The 21196-nt window shown below is 48.1% G+C and carries 17 protein-coding genes and 2 pseudogenes; 12 read left to right on the top strand and 7 right to left on the bottom strand.

Features of this window, described 5'->3' with window-relative positions; genetic code table 11:
- From QUB63_RS11495 to QUB63_RS11510, 4 genes and pseudogenes are all read left to right on the top strand, one after another.
- A pseudogene (locus tag QUB63_RS11495) lies at positions 1-742 on the top strand (RNA-guided endonuclease InsQ/TnpB family protein); the annotation flags it as partial.
- A 98-nt stretch (positions 743-840) separates the two neighbouring features.
- The gene (locus QUB63_RS11500; protein WP_332945227.1) at positions 841-5046 is read left to right on the top strand and encodes a chemotaxis protein CheB; all 4206 of its coding nucleotides are present in this window, start codon (positions 841-843) and stop codon (positions 5044-5046) included.
- A gap of 149 nt (positions 5047-5195) precedes the next feature.
- Positions 5196-5576, top strand: coding sequence for an endonuclease domain-containing protein (locus tag QUB63_RS11505; protein ID WP_332945228.1), 381 nt, complete (start codon positions 5196-5198; stop codon positions 5574-5576).
- A 129-nt stretch (positions 5577-5705) separates the two neighbouring features.
- On the top strand, positions 5706-6446 hold the full coding sequence (locus tag QUB63_RS11510) for an HAD family hydrolase (protein WP_332945229.1): 741 nt from the start codon (positions 5706-5708) through the stop codon (positions 6444-6446).
- 342 nt (positions 6447-6788) lie between these two features.
- Here QUB63_RS11510 and QUB63_RS11515 read toward each other — a convergent pair whose 3' ends face one another.
- Both QUB63_RS11515 and tsaD read right to left on the bottom strand, forming a co-directional pair.
- Positions 6789-7280, bottom strand: a complete 492-nt coding sequence (locus QUB63_RS11515) for a GNAT family N-acetyltransferase (RefSeq protein WP_332945231.1) — start codon at positions 7278-7280, stop codon at positions 6789-6791.
- 81 nt (positions 7281-7361) lie between these two features.
- Entirely contained in the window at positions 7362-8435 is a 1074-nt protein-coding gene (tsaD, locus tag QUB63_RS11520; RefSeq protein WP_332945232.1) for a tRNA (adenosine(37)-N6)-threonylcarbamoyltransferase complex transferase subunit TsaD, read from the bottom strand.
- A 47-nt stretch (positions 8436-8482) separates the two neighbouring features.
- Between tsaD and QUB63_RS11525 the strand changes: the two genes are divergently transcribed.
- The 6 genes from QUB63_RS11525 (at position 8483) to QUB63_RS11550 (ending at position 11940) form a co-directional block, all read left to right on the top strand.
- Positions 8483-8671: a hypothetical protein gene (locus QUB63_RS11525; RefSeq protein WP_332945233.1), complete on the top strand. Its 189-nt coding sequence runs from the start codon at positions 8483-8485 to the stop codon at positions 8669-8671.
- A 105-nt stretch (positions 8672-8776) separates the two neighbouring features.
- Positions 8777-9265 (top strand): Photosystem I reaction center subunit III, encoded by a 489-nt coding sequence (locus QUB63_RS11530; RefSeq protein ID WP_332945235.1) that lies wholly within the window; start codon positions 8777-8779, stop codon positions 9263-9265.
- 121 nt (positions 9266-9386) lie between these two features.
- Positions 9387-9515, top strand: coding sequence for a photosystem I reaction center subunit IX (psaJ, locus tag QUB63_RS11535; protein WP_106151078.1), 129 nt, complete (start codon positions 9387-9389; stop codon positions 9513-9515).
- 399 nt (positions 9516-9914) lie between these two features.
- Entirely contained in the window at positions 9915-10727 is an 813-nt protein-coding gene (locus QUB63_RS11540; RefSeq protein ID WP_332945236.1) for a carbon-nitrogen hydrolase family protein, read from the top strand.
- A 217-nt stretch (positions 10728-10944) separates the two neighbouring features.
- Positions 10945-11463 carry an acetolactate synthase small subunit gene (ilvN, locus tag QUB63_RS11545; RefSeq protein ID WP_332945237.1) on the top strand — a complete coding sequence of 173 codons (519 nt, stop codon included), beginning with the start codon at positions 10945-10947 and terminating at the stop codon, positions 11461-11463.
- 111 nt (positions 11464-11574) lie between these two features.
- The gene (locus tag QUB63_RS11550; protein WP_332945238.1) at positions 11575-11940 is read left to right on the top strand and encodes a four helix bundle protein; all 366 of its coding nucleotides are present in this window, start codon (positions 11575-11577) and stop codon (positions 11938-11940) included.
- Between the two features lie 78 nt (positions 11941-12018).
- Here the strand turns inward: QUB63_RS11550 and QUB63_RS11555 are convergent, their stop codons facing one another.
- Complete coding sequence (locus QUB63_RS11555) at positions 12019-15564, bottom strand: sensor domain-containing protein (protein WP_332945239.1); 3546 nt, start codon at positions 15562-15564, stop codon at positions 12019-12021.
- A gap of 136 nt (positions 15565-15700) precedes the next feature.
- Here QUB63_RS11555 and QUB63_RS11560 point away from each other — a divergent pair, with 136 nt between their 5' ends.
- Entirely contained in the window at positions 15701-16708 is a 1008-nt protein-coding gene (locus tag QUB63_RS11560; RefSeq protein WP_332945240.1) for a zinc-dependent alcohol dehydrogenase family protein, read from the top strand.
- Here QUB63_RS11560 and tnpA read toward each other — a convergent pair.
- Positions 16608-17207 (bottom strand): annotated as a pseudogene (gene tnpA, locus QUB63_RS35025) (IS200/IS605 family transposase); the annotation flags it as partial. The gene QUB63_RS11560 and the pseudogene tnpA overlap by 101 nt on opposite strands.
- Before the next feature lie 54 nt (positions 17208-17261).
- On the opposite strand from tnpA, the gene QUB63_RS11565 reads away from it, so the two are divergent.
- Positions 17262-18512, top strand: a complete 1251-nt coding sequence (locus QUB63_RS11565; protein WP_332945241.1) for a transposase — start codon at positions 17262-17264, stop codon at positions 18510-18512.
- A gap of 455 nt (positions 18513-18967) precedes the next feature.
- Here QUB63_RS11565 and argJ read toward each other — a convergent pair whose 3' ends face one another.
- From argJ to QUB63_RS11580, 3 genes are all read right to left on the bottom strand, one after another.
- Positions 18968-20209, bottom strand: a complete 1242-nt coding sequence (gene argJ / locus QUB63_RS11570; protein WP_332945242.1) for a bifunctional ornithine acetyltransferase/N-acetylglutamate synthase — start codon at positions 20207-20209, stop codon at positions 18968-18970.
- Positions 20210-20530: 321 nt separating this feature from the next.
- Positions 20531-20671, bottom strand: coding sequence for a hypothetical protein (locus QUB63_RS11575; protein ID WP_332945625.1), 141 nt, complete (start codon positions 20669-20671; stop codon positions 20531-20533).
- A 62-nt stretch (positions 20672-20733) separates the two neighbouring features.
- Complete coding sequence (locus QUB63_RS11580) at positions 20734-20928, bottom strand: hypothetical protein (RefSeq protein ID WP_332945243.1); 195 nt, start codon at positions 20926-20928, stop codon at positions 20734-20736.
- Positions 20929-21196 lie beyond the last annotated feature (268 nt).

Raw genomic sequence — 21196 nt, forward strand, 5'->3', positions numbered from 1 at the left:
ACCCTGGACGATGATAAATTCGTAGCTAGTATTGATTTAGGACTGGATAACTTAGTGGCGTTAACTTCAAATCAGCCGGGTTTTACCCCGCTCCTGATTAACGGGCGACCATTGAAATCAATCAATCAGTTTTACAACAAACGTAAAGCACGGCTACAAGCTCAATTGAAAGCGATCCGCAAGAATTCATCTCGCATTCAACGATTGAGTCGCTGTCGCCACCAAAAAATTGATAACTACTTGCATCATACCAGTCGCCTGATTGTTGACTTTTTAATCGCCAAACAAATTGGGAGATTAGTAATTGGCAAGAATGTACAATGGAAAACTGAGATTGATTTGGAAAAACAAACTAATCAGAACTTTGTCAGTATTCCTCATACTCGACTAATTGATATGTTGGAATACAAAGCTCGACTGGTTGGGATTAAGGTACTACAGCAAGAAGAGTCTTATACCTCAAGAGCCAATTTTCTTGGCTTAGATCCAATCCCTGTGTACGGAAAGACTGACAAAGATACTGCATTTAGTGGCAAGCGAATTAAGAGAGGGTTGTACAAAACATCAGTTGGTCAATTAATTAATTCTGATGTAAATGGAGCTTACAACATCCTCAGAAAAGCTTTTCCCTTATGCGTTTAGCGATGGGATAGGGAGCTGTGTAGTTCAGCCAATGCGGGTCAATCCGCTCAAAGTAAAAGTGAAAGGGGAGGGACTTGATGCCTCCCATGTCATGTCATAAATGACTATACTTTTACCAGCTATTAGAATAGTCCGCATTATTAACTTCCAGGGTGACAAGGGTTGGCGGCTCGTAACTGCGGTACTTAAGTGGATTTTATGAACTTATCTAACGAAAATATATTCGCACCGATCGAGCCTAGCGCGCTAGACCTAGATCCGGAAGCCAATACAGACGCCCCGTTTCCCGTGGTCGGAATTGCGGCCTCTGCGGGAGGGTTGGAAGCATTCATCCAGTTGCTGAGGCACTTACCCGCAGATACCGGCATGGGATTTGTGCTGATCCAGCACTTAGACCCCAATCACCTCAGCCTGCTGAGCGAGATTCTCGCCCGAAGCACGCAAATGCCCGTGCATGAGGTGGAAGACGGGATGACTGTAGAACCGAACCATGCCTATACCATTCCGCCGGATACCAAGCTGCTGCTGCAAGAAGGGGCGCTGAGACTGCTGCCCCGGCAGAAGATTGATGGCAAATATATGCCCGCAGATGCGTTTTTCGAGTCCTTAGCAGCCGATCGCGGCAACAAAGCCATCGCCGTAGTTTTATCGGGAGCCGATGGAGACGGCGCGCTGGGGCTGATGGCAGTCAAAGCAGCCGGAGGCGTGACATTCGCTCAATGCGAAGACACTGCAAAATTCGACGGTATGCCCAATACCGCCGTCGCTACAGGTGATGTAGACTTCATTCTGCCACCTGAGGCAATTGCGCGGGAACTGGCAAATCTCAGCCGCCATGCCTTTCTGGCCGGGCCGCTTCCCCTGGTTGTCGCTGAAGAATTGCCCGCACCGGGATCTGCCCTGGGGAATATTTTTGCGGTGCTGAAATCGACTACAGGCGTTGACTTCACCAACTACAAACCGGCCACCCTGAACCGGCGAATGCAGCGGCGGATGCTGCTGTACAAGATGGAACAATTGGAAGATTACGCCGAATACCTGCTCGACCATCCGGCGGAAGTCAAAGCTTTGTATGAAGAAATTTTGATCCACGTCACGAGTTTTTTCCGCGACTTAGAAGTTTTTGTCCGCTTGAAAGAGCAAGTTTTTCCCACGATTACCCAAAATAAGTCAGCAGAAGTTCCGATTAGGATTTGGGTGGGGGGATGTTCGACAGGGGAAGAGGTTTACTCGATCGCCATTTGCTTGTTAGAGTATTTGGGCGATCGAAACCTGAAGCTGCCGATCCAGATTTTTGCCACAGATATCAGCGAGCCGGCGATCGCCCAAGCGAGGTCTGGTTTATACTTAGAAAACCAGATGTTAGGCGTTTCACCACAGCAGCGCCTCCGCTTCTTTGTCCCCGTAGAAGGAGGGAAATATCGCATCAGCAAACCAGTCCGCGAACTGTGCGTATTCGCCCGACAAAACTTAGGCATCGACCCGCCTTTTTCTAATCTCGATTTAATTAGCTGCCGCAATGTGCTGATTTACTTGGCAGAACCTTTGCAAAAACGAGTTTTCTCAATTTTTCATTACAGTCTCAACCCCACAGGCTTCTTGATTCTCGGCACTTCCGAAAGTACGGGCAAATCCTCGGACTTATTTACTTTAGCCGACGCGCCGTCTAAAATTTATGCTAAGAAGTTAACCGCGAATCGTGTTCCACTTTCCTTTGGGACAAGTTTCTCTCCCCTAACCCAAGTTGATAATCCGCAGCGCATGAATGCCAATTTTTCTCATAGCTTTGACTTGCAGCGTGAAACAGACCAATTGATTTTAAGTCGCTGTGCTCCTGTCGGTGTGGTGGTGAACGACCAGATGCAGATCGTGCAACTGCGGGGTGACACCAACCCCTACTTGAGACTCACACCGGGAACGCCGAGTTTAAACTTGTTTGCAATGGCGGTGCCAGGATTGTCTGTGGAGCTTCGCACCGCAATTTATCAAGCGCAAACTCAGAACGTGACGGTGAGAAAAGAACGGGTGAGGCTGCAAGAGGGCGATGGCACGAATACCGTCAATTTTGAGGTGATTCCGTTCCAACCAGCGAGGGCCGAAACAAAATTTATTTTGGTGCTGTTTGAACAAGCTTCACGCGGTGCGATCGACCTGAGAACCGTAAATTTGGACAGCTTAGAACCAAGCGATTTAGAGCTGGAAATAGTGCGGCTCAGGCAGCAACTTGCCACCGCCAACCAAGAGAAAACAATGGCTCAAACGCACCTGCAAGCGGTGATCGAAGAGCAAGAAAATCTCAACCAAGACCTGAGAGTTGCCAACGAAGAAATTATTTCGAGCAACGAGGAACTGCAAAGCATTAACGAGGAACTAGAAACGGCAAAAGAAGAAATTCAAGCTACTAACGAAGAACTGATTACCACTGTCGAGGAACTTCGCAATCGAAATGTCGATTTGCAGCAGGTTAATAACGACGTGACTAATTTGCTTGCCAGTATCAATATTCCTATTTTAATGCTGGCAAACGATTTAAGGATTCGCAGCTTTACGCCGATGGCGCAGCGGCTGTTCAATATGATTTCTGCAGATGTCGGGCGTCCCTTTAGCGATATCCGCTCCAATCTGGAAATTCCCGGCTTGGAACCGATGATTTTGGAGGTGATCGATACTCTCAACACGAAAGAACAAGAAGTGCAAACTCTATCGGGATATTGGTACGCTCTCCGCATTCGTCCTTACCGGACGAGCGACAACCTGATTGAGGGTGTGGTAATAGTTTTGATCGATATTGACGCTCTCAAACGCAGTGCGGCTACCATAGAAACAGCCCGCAACTATGCGGAAACTATTGTGGAAAGCGTGCCGACTCCTTTAATGGTGCTGGATGATGATTTCCGAGTGAACAGCGCCAATCGAGCGTTATACGAAACGTTTCAAGTTTCATCCTCAGAAACCGCCCGCTCTGACTGGTTTGAAGGGGCTAGCGGGCAGGGGAATATCCCGCAACTGCGAGGGCTTTTGGAAGATATTCTGGTTAATAATGTTGAGGTTAACAACTTTGAGATAGAGCAGGTTTTTGAGCGGATCGGACTGAAAACTCTGCTGATAAATGCTTGTAAAGTTAAACCAGAAGACAGCGTTTCCATGATTCTGCTGTCGGTCGAGGATATCACCGATCGCAAGCAGTTTGAGACAGAGCGATCGCAGTTATTGCAGCAGGAACAGTCAGCCCGCCAACAGGCAGAAATTGCTAACCGAGCTAAAGATGAATTTCTGGCGAATCTCTCTCACGAATTACGCAATCCCCTGACTCCGATTCTGGCGTGGACACAAATGCTGCGCTCGGGGAACCTGAAGGAAGCAGCCGCCAATCGCGCTCTGGAGGTGATCGAGCGCTGCGCCAGGGCGCAAGCTCAGTTAATCGAAGATCTTCTCGATATTTCCCGGATTACGAACGGCAAGCTTCAACTTAACACCCGTGCGATCGATCTGCGGTTAGTGGTGCAAGCTGCAATTGATGGGGTTGAATGTTCGGCCCAAGCCAAAAACATTGAAATAGTTTCGCAGTTGGGTTGTGCAACTGTTTTAGGCGATATGGATCGCTTGCAGCAAGTTTTTTGGAATATCCTGTCTAATGCGATTAAGTTTACTCCACCGTTAGGACGAGTGGAAATTGCGCTCTCGCCGATCGAGCATTATGCTGAAATTCGAGTTACCGACACGGGAAAAGGGATTGCGCCTGACTTGCTGCCGCATATTTTCGATCGCTTCCGCCAAGGAGATTCTAGCACCACTAAGGTTAATCAAGGGTTGGGATTGGGTTTGTCGATCGTGTACCATCTTGTGGAATTGCACGGGGGAACAGTGGAAGCCGAAAGTCCGGGGGAGGGACAAGGAACTACAATAACTGTGAGATTACCTCTGCGAGGTTCGCCCCAAGAATTGACACCGCCAAACCCAGCAGAGCCGGCTGCTTTGTCAGAGCCTTTGAACGACTCAAGCGAGCGCGTCCCTTCTTTGGAAAATTTGCAGGTTTTAGTTGTGGATGATGAGGCTGATACCCGCGATCTCTTAAAAGTTGTGCTCGAAAGCTACGGCGCCGAGGTTGTGACAGCCCAATCTGTTGCTTCGGCGATGGCTGCTTTGACGAAAAATCCGGGCAGATTTGACGTGCTAATCTCGGATATTGGAATGCCAGAGGAAAACGGATATTCTTTAATTCGGCAAGTGCGAGCTCTTGCTGCGCCAGCCGGAGGAAACATCCCAGCGGCGGCCCTGACTGCGTATGCGATCGAGCAAGAACGCGAAAGGGCGATCGAAGCTGGTTTTCAAACACATATTGGTAAGCCTGTGAAGCCTGTTCAACTAGCATTAATGGTTGCCAATTTAGCCGGGAGGTTTTAAATAATTTTGGAGTTGTGATTTATGATATTTGATACGAGATTAGACGCTTTAACTCTTGTCCCCCCTGGTTGTAGGGGGGCTTTAAGAACTCTCTTGTCCCCCCCTTCTTAAGGGGGGTTAGGGGGGATCTATCCGAGATTAAGAGGATTATGACGAAATTAAACGACTCCAATTTCCACCTACCTTACAACCCAAAACTTATCCCCATCGCCCAGGAACTTCGGAAAAATCCAACTCCAGCCGAAAAAAAACTTTGGCAAGATTTTCTGAGAAATTTCCCTTTTCGAGTTTTGAGACAGATCCCGATCGACAATTTTATTGTAGATTTTTATTGTGCTGCTTTAAGATTGGTGATTGAGGTTGATGGCGAGAGTCATTTTACCGAACAGGGTAAACAATATGATGCGGAAAGAACAGGGATTTTAGAGGGGTATGGACTGAAAGTAGTCAGGTTTGCGAATGTTGATGTGTTGCAGTGTTTTGAGGGAGTTTGTCAGGAGTTGTTGGGTGCGTGCGATCGTCATTCTTAGGGCCAGATCCCCCCTAGCCCCCCTTAATAAGGGGGGGACAAGAGTATCATCTTGCGCTCAAAACAATTGCCAAAAATAGCACAATATGAGACAATACACAAAAATATATAAATTGCGGAGTTCAGATTCTTGGTAACTATTAAATGTCGGGGCATTACTTTCTCAAATATCCAAGCCGTAATCTTTGACAAAGACGGCACTCTAGAGGATTCTCAGGAGTTTTTGAGATTGTTGGGAATTAAGCGCTCGCGCCTCGCAGACGCTCAAATTCCCGGCGTTGGAGAGCCGTTACAAATGGCTTTCGGTATCGACGGCGGCAGCATTGACCCCACGGGTTTACTAGCAGTGGGTAGTCGCCGGGAAAATGAGATTGTGGCGGCGGGATACATCGCGGAAACCGGCAGGGGATGGTTGGAATCTTTAACTATTGCGCGCCGCGCTTTTGACGAAGCTGACGAAATGTTTAAAAATAGTGCTTCTTCTCCTATGTTTGTCGGCAGTTTGGAAGTGCTGAAATTTCTTTCGGAATCGGGTTTGAAGCTGGGAATTCTTTCGGCGGCTACGACTTCTGCGGTGCAAAAGTTTGTGAAACACCACGCATTAGGCGACTACATTCAGTTAGAAATGGGTGTGGATTCAACGCTTAACAAACCCGATCCGCAATTGTTTTTGCAAGCTTGCGATAAACTAGGAGTAAATCCCGCAGCGACTTTGATGGTGGGAGATTCGGCGGGTGATATTCAGATGGGTAAGAATGCGGGCGCGGCTGGCTGTATCGGGATTTGTTGGGGAAATGCCGAGGTTAGTCATCTGGAAAAGGCTGATGTGGCGATCGCATCTTTGGATGAGATGATGATTGTAGCAGATTGAGTAAAGATAACATGGCCCGGGCAGGTTTTGCTTTGAAAAATCTCGCTTGTAGCTGAGTCCAGATCCCCCCGGCGCCCCCCTTCCCAAGGGGGGGACAAGAGTGTTCAAAGTCTTCGGGATAATCGAAGGGGACAAGAGTGTTCTTGCATCGCCGGGATAATCGAAGGGGACAAGAGTGTTCTTGCGTCCCCCTGATTGTTGGGAGACTTTGATAAGAATCTTGTCCCACCCCCTACTCCCCTTTTGAAGGGGGGCGCCGGGGGGATATGGCCTCGGCTATAAGCGAGAGATACAAAGGTTTTTAATCTTAAGTTGACACGATAAAAAGCATTGCCTAAGTCCCTAAAAACAACGCAAACCGAGAATTATCACATCTCTTTCCACGCCGTCAAGTTCGGCGACTTGCGGCAGATATCCCCACTGCTGAAACCCAAATTTCTGGAACAACCTTAAACTCGGCTGATTGTGAGCAAAAATTATGCCCATCAAGGTTTTAAGTTGCAATTGGGGGCTCCGCGCGATGGCGGATTGCAATAATTTTTGTCCGATTCCGCAGCGCTGGCGATCGGGCGCGACGTAGATGCTAACTTCTGCGGTATGCTGATAGGCGGCGCGTCCGTAGAAAAGCTGAAAACTCAGCCAGCCAACGATAGTTTCTTCTGATTCCATTACCCAAATCGGCCAGGAATTGGGGGAGTGTGCTCTGTACCACGCGAGGCGGCTTTCGACTGAGATTGGTTTTAAATCTGCTGTGGCCATTCTCCCCGGTATTGCTGCGTTGTATATTTGGACAATTGCGGGTAAATCGCTTTCTACTGCGGATCGGATTTTCATCGTTTGGTTGACTGTTGACTGTTGACTGTTGACTGTTAACTGTTAACTGTTAACTGTTAACTGTTGACTAATGACTAATGACTAATGACTAATGTACAGTTCCATGATATCGCTAACAGCCATTCTTGAATTTGCTCCCAAAGTCAGGGGTGATGTGTGTCCTCGCTGCAAGTGTTCGGCCGCCGCACAGCCGATCATTGCTGCGTTGTCCGTGCAATATTTTAATGGGGGGAACAATACTCGCAAGTTGTGTTTGGCTGCTGCTGCTTGTAAGTGTTTTCGCAGTCCGCTGTTGGCTGCTACTCCGCCGCCGACTACAATAGTAGTGAGTCCGAAATTTAGCGCGCAGTCGATCGACCTTTTTGTTAAACTCTTAGCTACTGTTTCCTGAAAGCTCGCCGCAATATCATTAATTGTAGAGGCAGCTAAGATGCCTTCGCCGCCGGCATTAATATCTTGTTTTTTGAGTTTCTGCACTAATTGCAAAACTGCTGTTTTCAACCCGCTAAAACTGCTGTCGTAGGGATGGTAGCCGCCACCCGGCAGCGAAATTCTGCCTTCTGGGAGGGGGTATGCTTGGGGATTGCCAAGGGCAGCCAATTTGTCCATCAGCGGCCCGCCGGGATATCCTAGCTGCAACAGTCTGGCGACTTTATCAAAAGCTTCGCCCGCCGCATCGTCGCGCGTTTGTCCTACTGTTTCGTAAACGCCGCAATCTTTGACGTAAATTAAGCTGGTGTGTCCCCCGGAAACTAACAAGCACAAAAACGGCGGCTGTAACTCTGGTTCAATCAGGTAAGAAGCGTAGATGTGCCCTTCGAGGTGGTGGACGCCTAAAAAAGGTTTTTGGTGGACTATTGCCAAACTTTTCGCCGCTGTCAGCCCGACTAACAATGCACCTACTAAACCGGGGGCACAAGTCGCTGCAATGCCGTCAATTTCTGACCAACTCAGGTTGGCTTCACTCAGACACTGGGCAATTACCTGATTGAGCATTTCTAGGTGGCTCCGCGAAGCTACTTCGGGCACTACCCCGCCGTACTGCTCGTGGATTTTAATTTGTGATGCTACAACATTGCTGCAAACTTGACGATTCTTAACAATTGCTGCTGCTGTTTCGTCACAACTTGTTTCGATCGCGAAAATGGTTGCCATTAACTGGTAATTTTATTTGATAGGTTAGCTATTGCTAGCTTAACTAATTGGGCGCAAGTCCCCGGCTCGATCTGTTCTCAGGTTATTGCTCGCGGGATATTTGCCAGCCGTTGGAGTGGGCGGTGGCGATCGAAGTGATGCAAGCTGTGGAATATCCTCGCGGTATTGCATCGCCAAGCGCACTCACCTATGAAACCCGAATCCCTCATTCTATGAAGGCTTTGCCGCCTCAATGATGGAGACTTTACACCCTCAGCAAGCGCGGTAATCTGGATTCGGGCTCTGCAAGTTGAAATGCTTGTACAAAAACTTATTGTTTTGTAACAAAAGGAAACAATTTCATGCGACGATTGTTTGCTGCAATTTTAGTGGTTAGTCTGTGGATCAGTTTTGCTCCAGTTGCTTCGGCTTACAATTTAGTGCCGTGCAAGGACTCTCCCGAATTCAAGGAACTGGCTAAAAATGCGCGTTCTACCAATGGCGATCCGGCATCTGCGAAGGCAAGATTCGATCGCTATTCTCAAGAGATGTGCGGCCCGGAAGGCTACCCGCACTTAATTGTGGACGGTAGCTTGAACAAGGCTGGCGACTTTTTGATTCCTAGCGTGCTGTTCTTGTATATTGCTGGTTGGATTGGTTGGGTGGGCCGCGCTTACCTGCAAGTTACCAAAAAATCAGCAACTCCAGAGGAAAAAGAGATTATTATCGATGTTCCTTTGGCAATCTCCTGTATGCTGAGCGGCTTTTTGTGGCCTCTGGCAGCACTCAAAGAAATCACCACTGGTGAAATGTTTGCCAAGGATGACGAAATTACTGTTTCCCCCCGCTAAAATAGGGAAAGGGAGCAGCGCTAATGGCTAACAGTTAATCAATTAACTGCAAGTTAGCAATGAGCGTCTTACCGAGCGATCGGCAATTACCAACTGTCTCGAATTTTCAGGAGCAGAATTCATGCAATATTTTGTCAAGTTTCTTTCGACCGCGCCAGTATTGGCAATCCTTTGGCTCTCTATTCAAGGTGCGGCTTTGATTGAATTTAACCGCTTTTTCCCAGACTTGCTTTTCCATCCGATGCCTTAAGATTTGAGCGAAATTAGGTCGCAAAACCTAGGGCGCAAAAGTTGAGAGTTTTGAGTTGTGAGCTGTGAGTTAAAGGTTAATTTAAAGCTCAAACATCAAAACTCTCAAACTCTATAGACTTTCTCAGTAGCATGGGCCGGCGCCGGCCTGCGCAGGGCATGGGGCAAACCGGGCATGGGGCAAACCGGGCATGGGGCAAACCGGGCATTGGGCAAACCGGGCATGGGGCATGGGGCATGGGGCATAGGGCATAGGGCATAGGCATGGGTTATTTGTATAGCCTCACCAATAACCAATAACCAATAACCAATAACCAATAACCAATAACCAATAACCAATAACCAATAACCAATAACCACTAACCACTAACCACTGACAACTGACTAATATTGTGAATCGATGAAGTCTTATCTCGCCGCAGCAATTCAAATGACTAGCTTGCCTGACCTGCAAAAAAATTTGGTTCAGGCAGAGGAATTAATCGACCTGGCAGTGCGTCGGGGTGCGGAGTTAGTTTCCTTACCAGAAAATTTCTCGTTTATGGGAGAAGAGGAGGAGAAGATGGCTCTTGCAGAGGCGATCGGACTCCAAAGCGAAAAATTCCTCAAAACGATGGCAAGGCGGTTCCAGGTGACGATTCTGGGCGGCGGATTTCCCGTGCCGACGGATGGGGGAAAGGTATACAATACTTGCTTGCTGGTAGACCCAAACGGCAGCGAAGTGGCAAGGTACAAAAAAGTACATTTGTTCGATGTGAATGTGCCAGACGGCATTACTTACAGGGAATCGAACACTGTGAAAGCTGGTGAAGATTTGCCGCCGATTTATGTGTCGCCGGAGTTGGGGACGCTGGGACTTTCGGTGTGCTATGACGTGCGGTTCCCGGAAGTGTACAGGCATTTGTCGTACAAGGGTGCTGATGTTTTGTTCGTGCCGGCGGCGTTTACTGCTTACACTGGCAAGGATCACTGGAAGGTTTTGTTGCAAGCTAGGGCGATCGAGAATACTTGCTACACGATCGCCCCCGCACAGACAGGCCGCCACTACGGTCGCCGTCAAACTCACGGTCACGCGATGATTGTAGACCCTTGGGGTACGGTTTTGGCGGATGCTGGAGAGGAACCGGGTGTGGCGATTGCAGAGATTAATCCCGATCGGCTAGAACAAGTCCGCCGCCAGATGCCGTCGCTGCAACACCGGGTTTTTATGTAAGTTATGGTGGCTTGGTACTTCGCAGTTTTGTCACCAATTGGTGTCAAAATTGCTGTTTTCGCCAGCCACCAGACCTGAATAGTTTTTATTCTAGTAAGGAATTGTGTACGTTCGTACACTAAAAAAATGTCTAAGGCAGGTTCAATGGGCGTGCAATTCTGCTAAAAGGCGAATGGGCGACAGTAGAATTGCACGAAATGCGTCTTTTTTTGGAGAAATGAAACACACTCTTTCGGTTTTAGTTGAAGATGAAGCGGGTGTCCTCACTCGAATTGCTGGTTTATTTGCCCGTCGGGGTTTTAATATTGAAAGTCTGGCCGTTGGCCCGGCGGAGCAAGTGGGAATATCTCGGATTACCATGGTTGTACCCGGAGATGACCAGATTATCGAGCAGTTGACCAAGCAACTGTACAAGTTGATTAATGTGCTTAAAGTTCAGGATATAACGGAAATTCCCTGTGTGGAACGGGAGTTGATGTTGCTGAAAGTTAATGCTGCTAGCGGGACGCGATCGGAGATAATTGAGTTAGCTCAGATTTTTAGAGCGCGAGTGGTGGATATTGGTGATGATACGCTGACTTTGGAAGTTGTCGGAGATCCGGGTAAGATGGTGGCGATCGTCCAAGTTCTAAATAGATTTGGGATTAAGGAAATTGCTCGTACTGGAAAAATTGCCCTGACGCGGGAGTCGGGGGTAAATACTGAGTTTCTCAAGTCTTTGGAAGCGAAAGTTTAACTTAGTTGACGGTTGACTGTTGACGGTTGACTGTTGACGGTTGACTGTTGACAGTTAACTTGTATTAGTCATTAATCAATTGTTGGCTATCAATTATTTAAAGAAGCTAATATGGAAAGCTTTCAACAGCTACAAGTTTATCAATTAGCTGAAAAAATATCAAACGAAATATGGTTTATTGTAAAAAAATGGGACGAGTTTACGAAGGATACGATGGGTAAACAAATAGTGCGATCGGCTGATAGTGTTGGTGCTAATATTGCAGAAGGACATGGACGCTATAGCTGCCAAGATAATCAGCGTTTTGTGAAAATTGCAAGAGGTTCATTAAACGAAACAAGACACTGGTTAAGACTTGACGGAGCCCGCAATCTTTTAACTCAAGAACAGATCGATCGACTGCATCCCTTATTAAAGGAACTTTCACCAAAACTTAATGCTTATCTTAACTCACTAAAACAAAAAACCAAAAGTTAATAATCAACCCTCAACCCTCAACCGTTAACAGTCAACAGTCAACAGTCAACAGTCAACAGTCAACAGTCAGCAGTCAAATTACCATTTGGGTTGAGTTTCTATCAAAAGTGTGGCGGCGATGCTGTCTACGGGCTTTGAGAAAAAGTATCCCTGTCCGTATTCGCATTGCAGCGCTCTGAGCAAATTAAGCTGTTCGATGGTTTCGATTCCTTCAGCAATTGCATCCATGCCTAAATGACTGGCTAAAATTAAAATAGTCTGTACGATGGCTTCGTTTCCTTCATCTTCAGTCATGCGGCTGACAAAAGCTCGATCGATCTTTAAGGCGTCAGTGGGAAAAGTGTGCAGGCGGCTCAAAGAAGAATAGCCCGTGCCGAAATCGTCAATATATAATTCAATTTCTAAATTTTTTAATTGGGCGAGGATAGCGGCTGCTGATTCGGCATTGTCCATGATGACGCCTTCAGTAATTTCTAACTTTAAAGTGCGGGGGTCAAGCTGAGTTTCTTGTAAAATTTCGCTCAGGCGATCGATTAAATCCGGCTGTTTAAATTGTTCGTTAGAAAGGTTGACGCTGACAGTCAACGGCGGATTAGCTGGGAATTTTTGGTGCCACTGGTGGATCTGACGGCAAGCCGATCGCATCATCCACCAACCAATAGGTACAATCAATCTAGTTTCTTCTGCTACTAAAATAAACTCGCCGGGAGATACTAAACCCCGCTGGGGGTGATACCAGCGCAGCAGCGCCTCAAAACCGCTGATTCTACCGCTAGTTAGAGAGACGATGGGCTGGTAGTAAAGCTGAAATTCCTGGCAGTCTAGAGCGCGCCGCAAATCGTTTTCCAGTTGCAAAAGGGCGACGGCGCGAGTGTGCATACTTAAGTCAAAAACTTCGTGGCGAGCTTTGCCCAATCCCTTAGCGTGATACATGGCAGCATCTGCATCTCGGAGCAGTTCTTCTGGTCGATCGTACAATATTCGGAACGGGACATTGGGCCCGGGGGGGTCGGAAGACAAGCAAGACAAAGAAGTTTCCCGATCGACATTTCCGAGATTTCCCGATCGGGAAACTTCGCTGATTTCCCTTGGAGGCTGCGGCACACCAGAACAAACAATGCCAATGCTAGCACTGGTAAAAACTTGATATTCGTTGAGGTAAAAAGGCTGTGCCAGTTCCGCTTGCACTCGTTCGGCAATGTGGATCGCATCTTCGGTATTTTTGATATTTTCCAGCAAAATAGCGAATTCGTCGCCGCCGAGACGGGCAACGGTATCTCCAGCGCGCAAACAGATTTCCAGGCGCTGCGCGATCGCGATCAGCAAGCGATCGCCCACTAAATGCCCCAAACTGTCATTGACAACCTTAAAGCGGTCGAGATCGATAAACAGCACCGCAAACAAAACTTCGGGACGGCGTTTTGAAAGCTCGATCGCGTGTCCCAAGCGATCCATAAATAAAGATCGGTTCGGCAAACCCGTCAGCGTATCGTGCAAAGCATCGTGTACTAACTTCTCTTCTGCTATTTTGCGGAGGGTGATATCTTCGACAGTTCCTTCGTAGTAAAGCAAATTGCCGCCTTCCTCGTCTCGAACAGCCCGGCCGTTCTCGGAAACCCAGATGGCGGTGCCGTCAGCGCGGTAAACTTGGGACTCGAACTCTGACACAGAACCGTATTTTTCGATCGCGCGCAAAAACTCGACGCGGCGGTTGGGATCGAGGTAGAGTTGGCGATCGATATCGTGGATGTTTGCGATCAGTTCGGCGGCCGAGGAGTAGCCGTAAATTCTCGCCAAAGCAGGATTAGCACTGAGGTAGCGCCCGTCAGCCGTCGTCTGAAAAATCCCCTCGATCGCGTTTTCAAAGATGCTGCGGTATTTCTCTTCGGCTTGTTGCAGCGCGAATTCGGCCTGTTTGCGATCGCTGATATCAGTTAGCGTACCGAGATAGCCGATAACTTCCCCGCTGTGGGCAATTTCCGGCACTGCTTGCCAAAATACCCAGGTTGTGAGGTTGCCGTTGCAAAAGCGGTACTCTAACTTACAGGGCGACTTGTTTTGGACAGCGCGATACCACAGGGTCAAAACCCGAGATCGGTCTTCGGGATGCAAACTCTCGGCCCAACCTTCCCCCAGTGCCTTTGGCGCAGTCAGTCCCGCCATCTCCAAAAATCGCTCGTTGACGTACAAGCAATCTCCTGCAGCGTCGGCGCGGAAAATCCCGACCGGTAGTATTTTTGCCAAGGTGTAATAGCGGTATTCGCTTTCTAGCAGCGCGCTGGCGGCTACTTTAGTCTCCGTGATGTCAAACATTGCGCCTTGAAGGATGACGGACTTGCTGGCTTCATCGCGAACTGCAATCGCTCGATCGCGGAACCAGACAACTCGGCCGTTGCGGGCGATCGCGCGGTATTCTGAAACCAGCGGCCCGTCGCCAAAGATATCTTCTCCGCCGGTAAATTTCTGTGTGGCGTTTTCAACTAACACGCGATCGCGGTCTTCTGGGTGAACGAGTTTCAGCCACAGGTCGGGGTCTGCCTTCCATTCAGCTACAGAATAACCCAGAAAAGTCTCGATTTGCGGGCTGATGTAAAGTTTGGCAGCGCTGCGGTTGAGGGGAGAAATGTAGGTGACAGCCGGCATTTGTTCTACAAGGGCGCAGTATTTCGCTTCTACGGTGCAGAGTGCTGCTTCTAGGCGCTGGCGCTCTAATTCGGCCGCGGCGCGAGAGGCAAAAATGCTGAGAATTAGTTGAAATTTGGCAATATGTGACTCTACCAGAGGTCGATCGTGGAAAATACAAATAATGCCTAAAGGTTCGCCGTAAGAGTTTTTGAGCAAGACTCCCAGGAAACTGCGCGCACCTGTAACGATCGGTCTGCGGTCTTGTGGAAAGGTTTCCAGGAGGCAGTCCCGACAGGAGTACATTCCCTGCTCGAACACCAGCGCTTCGGGAGTATTGGCGGTGTTGCACTCAAAGTTTGGCTGCTGCTGTCCGTCGCTCCAAAAACTGATAACTTGCAATTTAGCGGGAGTCGGAGCGCTGCGTTTCCTCGACTTAATCGATTTGGCAGCGACGGCGCTGCGACAGGCGAGTGCTGAGGCTAAGTGGGCAACTAAGGCATCAAAGAATTCTGCTCCCCCGGGCGAATTAGTACCTGCGAGGATGTCGCCGAGCAAGTCTTCCTCTAATTGCCCGGAAGCGTTGACTTTGGGAGGGTTGAGATTGGAAGGGCTCACGGCATTTTGCTCGATCGGACTGTCGATGCTCAGACTTAGGGTTTGGCTGGTGCTCGGCCCTCCCTGAGGCAAAGAATTCACAGTTGGGCGTTGTTGCTGGCCGAAGAATAGAGCGCAGCCAATACCTAAAAGTTTACCCAAGAAGCTGTTAGTTGGCTGCAACGGATTTGAGTTGGGGAAAATCAAAAAGGTTTTCCTAATTTTCAATCCCGCAGATAAATCGTCCTTTAATTCTGCCAACTGCGGTTGTTCTGCGGCTGGTGGCAGACTGGGAGGCCTTCGCTGCAATTTGAGATAAATCGCGAACGCCAAGACTAAAGTCGCCGATAATCCCAGAAGGTATGCAAGAATCTCAAAGTAAAAGAATAAATCTAGCTCGAACATCGATTAACACCGCTCGACAATTATAGTAGTTACTTGAAGCCAATTTATTTATTAAAAATAATTAAGTATCGTCACGGATGAGTAACGAATACAAGGTAGGATCGCAGGTGAACGCGAAAATAGAGTTAATACCCTGATGAAAGCGATCGTTTTTGAAACGCCCGGAAGCCCGTCCGTATTGAAACTGCAAGATATCTCAGCCCCTACTATACAAACAGAAACTGAAGTTTTGGTGAGGTTGCGGGCGGCGGGTATCAATCCGATAGATACTAAGTTGCGATCGCGCGGCACTTTTTACCCCGAGAAAACTCCTCACGTTTTGGGGTGCGACGGTGCTGGAGTGGTAGAAGCTGTGGGTGCTGCTGTGCAGAGTTTCCAAGTGGGAGACGAGGTTTTTTTCTGCAATGGGGGTTTGGGCGGGTCGATCGGTACTTATGCTGAGTTTGCCGTTGTAGACGAAAGGTTTCTCGCCCTCAAGCCTGCTGCTTTAAGTTTTGCTGAGGCAGCGGCTGCACCGTTAGTTTTAATTACAGCATGGGAATCGCTGTACGATCGAGGGCGCTTGCAAGCTGGCCAAAAAGTGCTAATTCTAGCAGGTGCAGGCGGTGTCGGCCACGTCGCGGTACAGTTGGCTTCATTGCAGGGTGCTGAGGTTTGCACTACTGTTAGTTCCGAAGCAAAAGCCGAATTTGTAAGGCAGTTAGGTGCAGATTCAGTTATTTTATACAAAAGTAGCGATGTTGTCGATCAGGTTTTGACTTGGACTCAGGGAGAAGGAGTTGACTTGGCTTTCGATACAGTCGGGGGAGAAACTTTTTACCAAACTATTCCGGCTGTGAAGATTTATGGAGATTTGGTAACGATTTTGGAACCCGATCCGGCTTTGGGCAATTTGAAAACGGCGAGAACGCGAAATCTGCGAATTAGTCTGGAATTAATGTTAACACCGATGCTGCAAGGTTTGGTGGAGGAACAGCAACAGCAGGCGAAGATTTTGCAGCAGTGCGCTCGTTTGTGCGATCGTAATTTGCTCAAAATTCATGTCAGCCAAACTTTCCCCCTCGAACAAGCTCAAGCTGCGCATGAGTTGTTAGAAACAGGTTCAGTAACGGGTAAAATAGTGCTTGAAATTGCGGGGAATTGAGATTCCCGGCGAATCGAATTCGCGGGCGGTTGAGATTCCCGGCGAATCGAATTGGCGGTTGAGATTTTGGGCGAATCGAATTCGCGGGCGGTTGAGATTTTGGGAGAATCGAATTCGCGGTTGAGATTTTGGGAGAATCGAATTCGCGAATTCCATTCCCGGCGAATGGAATTCGCGGTTGAGATTCCCGGCGACTCGAATTCGCGGCTACACAAACGAAACCCGGATGGTGCGCGGGTTGAAGAAATTTTAGATTCAAAAATCGCGGGCGATTCAGATTAGCCAAAGTAGAAACTGCCACGTCAGGAGCCAAATCGACCAATAAATGAATATGGTCTTTCAAGACTAGATATGCCTTGCATTCCACCAAGTAACAGCGGTTATTCTCGCAAATTCCCCGGAATAGCTGGATCGTGTCAGCTTCCATCTTTCGAGTTATGACAGGATGCCTATACTTCCTAACAAACACCATGTGTATTTGGATATTGCAAACACTATGAGCAAAAGACCTTAGACTTTGTTACACTTTTATACTCTATGGACTACACTATTTATGGCATCGAAAAAAGCACCCAAAACAATCAGAACCGATAAATGGCAGATTTCTCCCACCCCGCACCAAAGACAGTATTTGCTGAATACGGTTGTGGAGTATCGCCGCCTTTGTCGATTCCTTGTTACGGTGATTTCAACTCACTGGCCTAGTCTTGGCGTTTTGAGTGCTGATAATCTTGTCCCAGCAGTGGAAAGACTTGTTCATGCGACTTCTCAAAATCCCGATATCAAGTATCCCCAAATAGGCAAAGCGTTCCACAAATTCCCCAGCTATTTACGACGTGCGGCAATCATGTTTGCAGCGGGTCAAGTAAGCAGCTATATGACTCGATACCGTGACTGGCAATCTGGCCAGAGTCGGAATCGGCGTGATGCCAAGCCTCCTATTCTCAATTCTGATGCAGGTTGTTACCCTGCCTTGTACAAAGGACAGTGTTTCAAGTTACATGGATTTGAGCAAGTGGAAATTAAGGTGTTCACTGGAACTGATTGGATTTGGATAACCATACCCATCAGTTCATTGCATGAACGTCATAAAGTTGCTACCAATAAAATCAAATCACCCTATCTCATTGTGACCGATAAGGCTTGTCACCTTTCTGTTCCATTTGAGTGTCATCCTGAAAAGGTCGCAGGTTCTGGGGTTGTTGTAGCTGTAGATTTGGGGATTAATACGACTGCCACTGTTTCAGTCGTGAGTCGCGATGGTACTGTAATCCACCGTGAATTTATTCACCCTGGAAGAGACATAGACCGTCGCGATCAACGCCTGAAATCAGTTTCCGGGCGGGCTAAAAAAACAATCGGTAAAGGTGGAAGCCTTGGTAAAGGTTTTTGCAAAAATACCTATCGCAAATGCCGCAACATCAACCAACAAATAGGCCACATCGTTTCAAAACGAGTTACTCAAATAGCGCAGGCTTATAGTGCTGATGCTATTGTGTTTGAGGATTTGAAAGGGTGGAAGCCCAAAGGTGGGAAGAAACGATCCAATCTGAAGCAACGTTTTCACGGTTGGTTAAAAAGCCTGATCTTTGATCTGACTGAAAACAAGTGGAAAGAGTTAGGGGGCAGGACTATTACAGTCATTGCGGCTTATACCTCGAAGCTGGCTTTTGATGGCTCTGGCAAGGTGAAACGAGACAAAAAGAATTACGCTTTAGCCACTTTTGCTAGCGGCAAACAATATAACTGCGATCTGAATGGTTCGCTCAATATTGCCGCTAGAGGTTGGCTTAAACAAGGGTAGCCGAAAGGACTACGAGAAACGTCCCAGCAAAAGTTCTGGAGGTTTGCCTAGAAGTTGGGCTTGTTTATGTGATCTCTGGACTTTAGGTAGTTCTAGATTAGCATAGACACCCCCACCTCTTATAAAGGTGGGGTGAACTTCATTATCAGGAGTAATCAACGGCAATCTATCCTAGGTTTCCCAAGTAAAATGGATATATAACTTCGTAAAATTGTCTCTCATTTTTATGGAAAGTGTGTGAAATTTGTCTTCAACCCACGGAGGTGGGTGAGAGTCTGTGTCGCCGCGGTTTCCAACCGCCGAGGCCTCTTCAACCCGCGGCTTTTGTCTTCAACCCGCGGAGGCGGGTGAGAGTCTGTGTCGCAGCCGTTTCCAACCGCCTGGGCTTCTTGAACCTGCGGAGGCGGGTGAGAGTCGGTGTCGCCGCAGTTTCCAACCGCCTGGGCCTCTTCAACTTAAGTCGTATACTCCGCATTAATCTTCACGTAGTCGTAACTCAAATCGCATCCCCAAGCCTTCGCAAAACCCGCACCATTCCCGACACCAACCTGAATTAAAACCGTGTCTTCCTTCAAATATTCTCCCGAGGCGGCCGCTTTCATGTAATTACTCGCAGCAGATTTATCGAACGCTAAAGGTTGCCCATTTTCCATCATCAAAAAATCTCCCAATTGAATCCGCAAATTCTCTTGGTCAAAAGGAACGCCAGCGCGCCCCGCCGCCGCCGCAATTCTGCCCCAATTCGGATCGCGTCCAAAAATAGCAGCCTTCACCAAAGAAGAACCGACAATTGTTTTGGCAATTTTACTCGCAGAAACTTCGTCGGCGGCCCCGCTAACTTGCACTTCCACCAAACAAGTTGCACCTTCGCCGTCGCGGGCGATCGCCTTTGCCAAATGCACGCAAACTTCTGTCAGCATCGCCTCTAATTTTTCAGCATCCGCACCCATTTCTGTAATTGCCGGCGTGCGAGATTGGCCGTTAGCCAAAGCAATTAGCGAGTCGTTGGTACTGGTATCGCCGTCAACAGTAATTTGATTGAAACTTCTGTTCGCCGCCCGACTCAGCATTTCCTGCCACAAATGCGACGACACTGCTGCATCGCAAGTTACAAATGCTAGCATTGTTGCCATATTGGGGTGAATCATTCCCGAACCTTTGCAAATGCCGCCGATGCGCACGGGTCGATCGCCAAACATGGTTTCCAGGGCGATCGTTTTCGGCACTAAATCAGTCGTACAAATAGCCTTAGCCGCCGCATCAGAACCAGTTTCCGACGCCTCAGCAACCAATCGCGGAATTCCCGCCCTCAGCGGCTCCATTTTAATCCGCTGTCCGATGACGCCAGTGGAGGCCAAAAGAATCGATTCAGGAGGAATATTCAGCGCTTCGCCCAACAATTTCGCGCTTTCGAGGGCATCTGCTAAGCCTGCTTCGCCAGTAGCAGCATTTGCTTGTCCCGCATTGCACAAAATTGCTTTGGCGCTGGGTTTAGCTTGCAAGCGCTGGCGGCAGTAGTCCACGCAAGCGGCCCGGACTGTGGATGTGGTGAAGACTCCTGCGGCGATCGCGTCCACCTCTGACAAAATTAAACTTAAATCCGGCAAGCCTGAAGGCTTCAAACCCGCTGTAATTCCCGATGCTCGATACCCTCTCGGTGCTGTAACTCCGCCGTCAATTTTTTTCCAGTCCGACATGATGACCTCCCTAGAGCCTTCTATTCTATTGAGAGGGGATTATATCATTTTAGATTTGAGATTTTAGATTTTAGATTTTCGCATTGCGAACAACTGACGAATGTAAGGGTTGCTCGTTTTCTGCTTCCCAGGCGTGGAAATGCAGTTAAGCGAGGCTGTGCCTCACTTTTTGTCTTTAACCAACCCTATAAAATTAATCGCGACTTCCTCTGTAAAGATCGAACTCAAGAAGAAGTCGCGACGGTTTTGTAACTGTCATTATTAATTTTTAGCTGGCAAACAACAAACTCGATTCAACTGTCTCGCTGTTGAAAAAACGAGTTATTTGCGATCGACACTCGCCACAGAACCAGTATCTAAACCAACTTCAGCAGCCGCGCGGCTCAACATGGATTCCTGACGGTTTTTGACGAGGTGTTGGTGGCGCATCATCAGGCTGCGCGCTTGTTGTTGGGTAGACATCACTGGTTTTCTCCAAATCTAGGTAATAGGTTTGCGGGCAATTGGGGAAATTGAGCTTTGCCTTAGCTCATGGTGGCGTTGCTGCGATCGTAGCTGTCTTTAAGGCTGGGCTGGGCTTTGCCTTGAATGTGACCCCAGTAGTGGGTGTCTTCCATCCCGACTTCGGTGGCGCTGCGGTTGAGCATGGATTGCTGCCGGTTCTTCACCAGTTGGTGGTGGCGCATCATCAGAGAGCGGGCTTGATTTTCGGTAGACATATCCGGTTCCTCCGTATTCCTAGATTAATGTTGGGCTGCTTTTCTGTTCCTATTTATAACTATATCAGATAATTCTGTATCTAAAGCTACCGAATAGGTTTTTGTAACAAAACTTTACACTTGGTGGAGAAGTGCGCTCGGGCTTTGGCTAGTTGATTGACACTGCAACCGAAAGCAGCAGTTGGCAAAAATTGACAAATTTTGCCATATTTGAATAGTTAGAGATTTCACATACTCCAAGGTAATCGGTAATGGGGAAAAAGCTTGC

Source organism: Microcoleus sp. ARI1-B5 (assembly GCF_036705795.1).
GTDB lineage: Bacteria > Cyanobacteriota > Cyanobacteriia > Cyanobacteriales > Microcoleaceae > Microcoleus.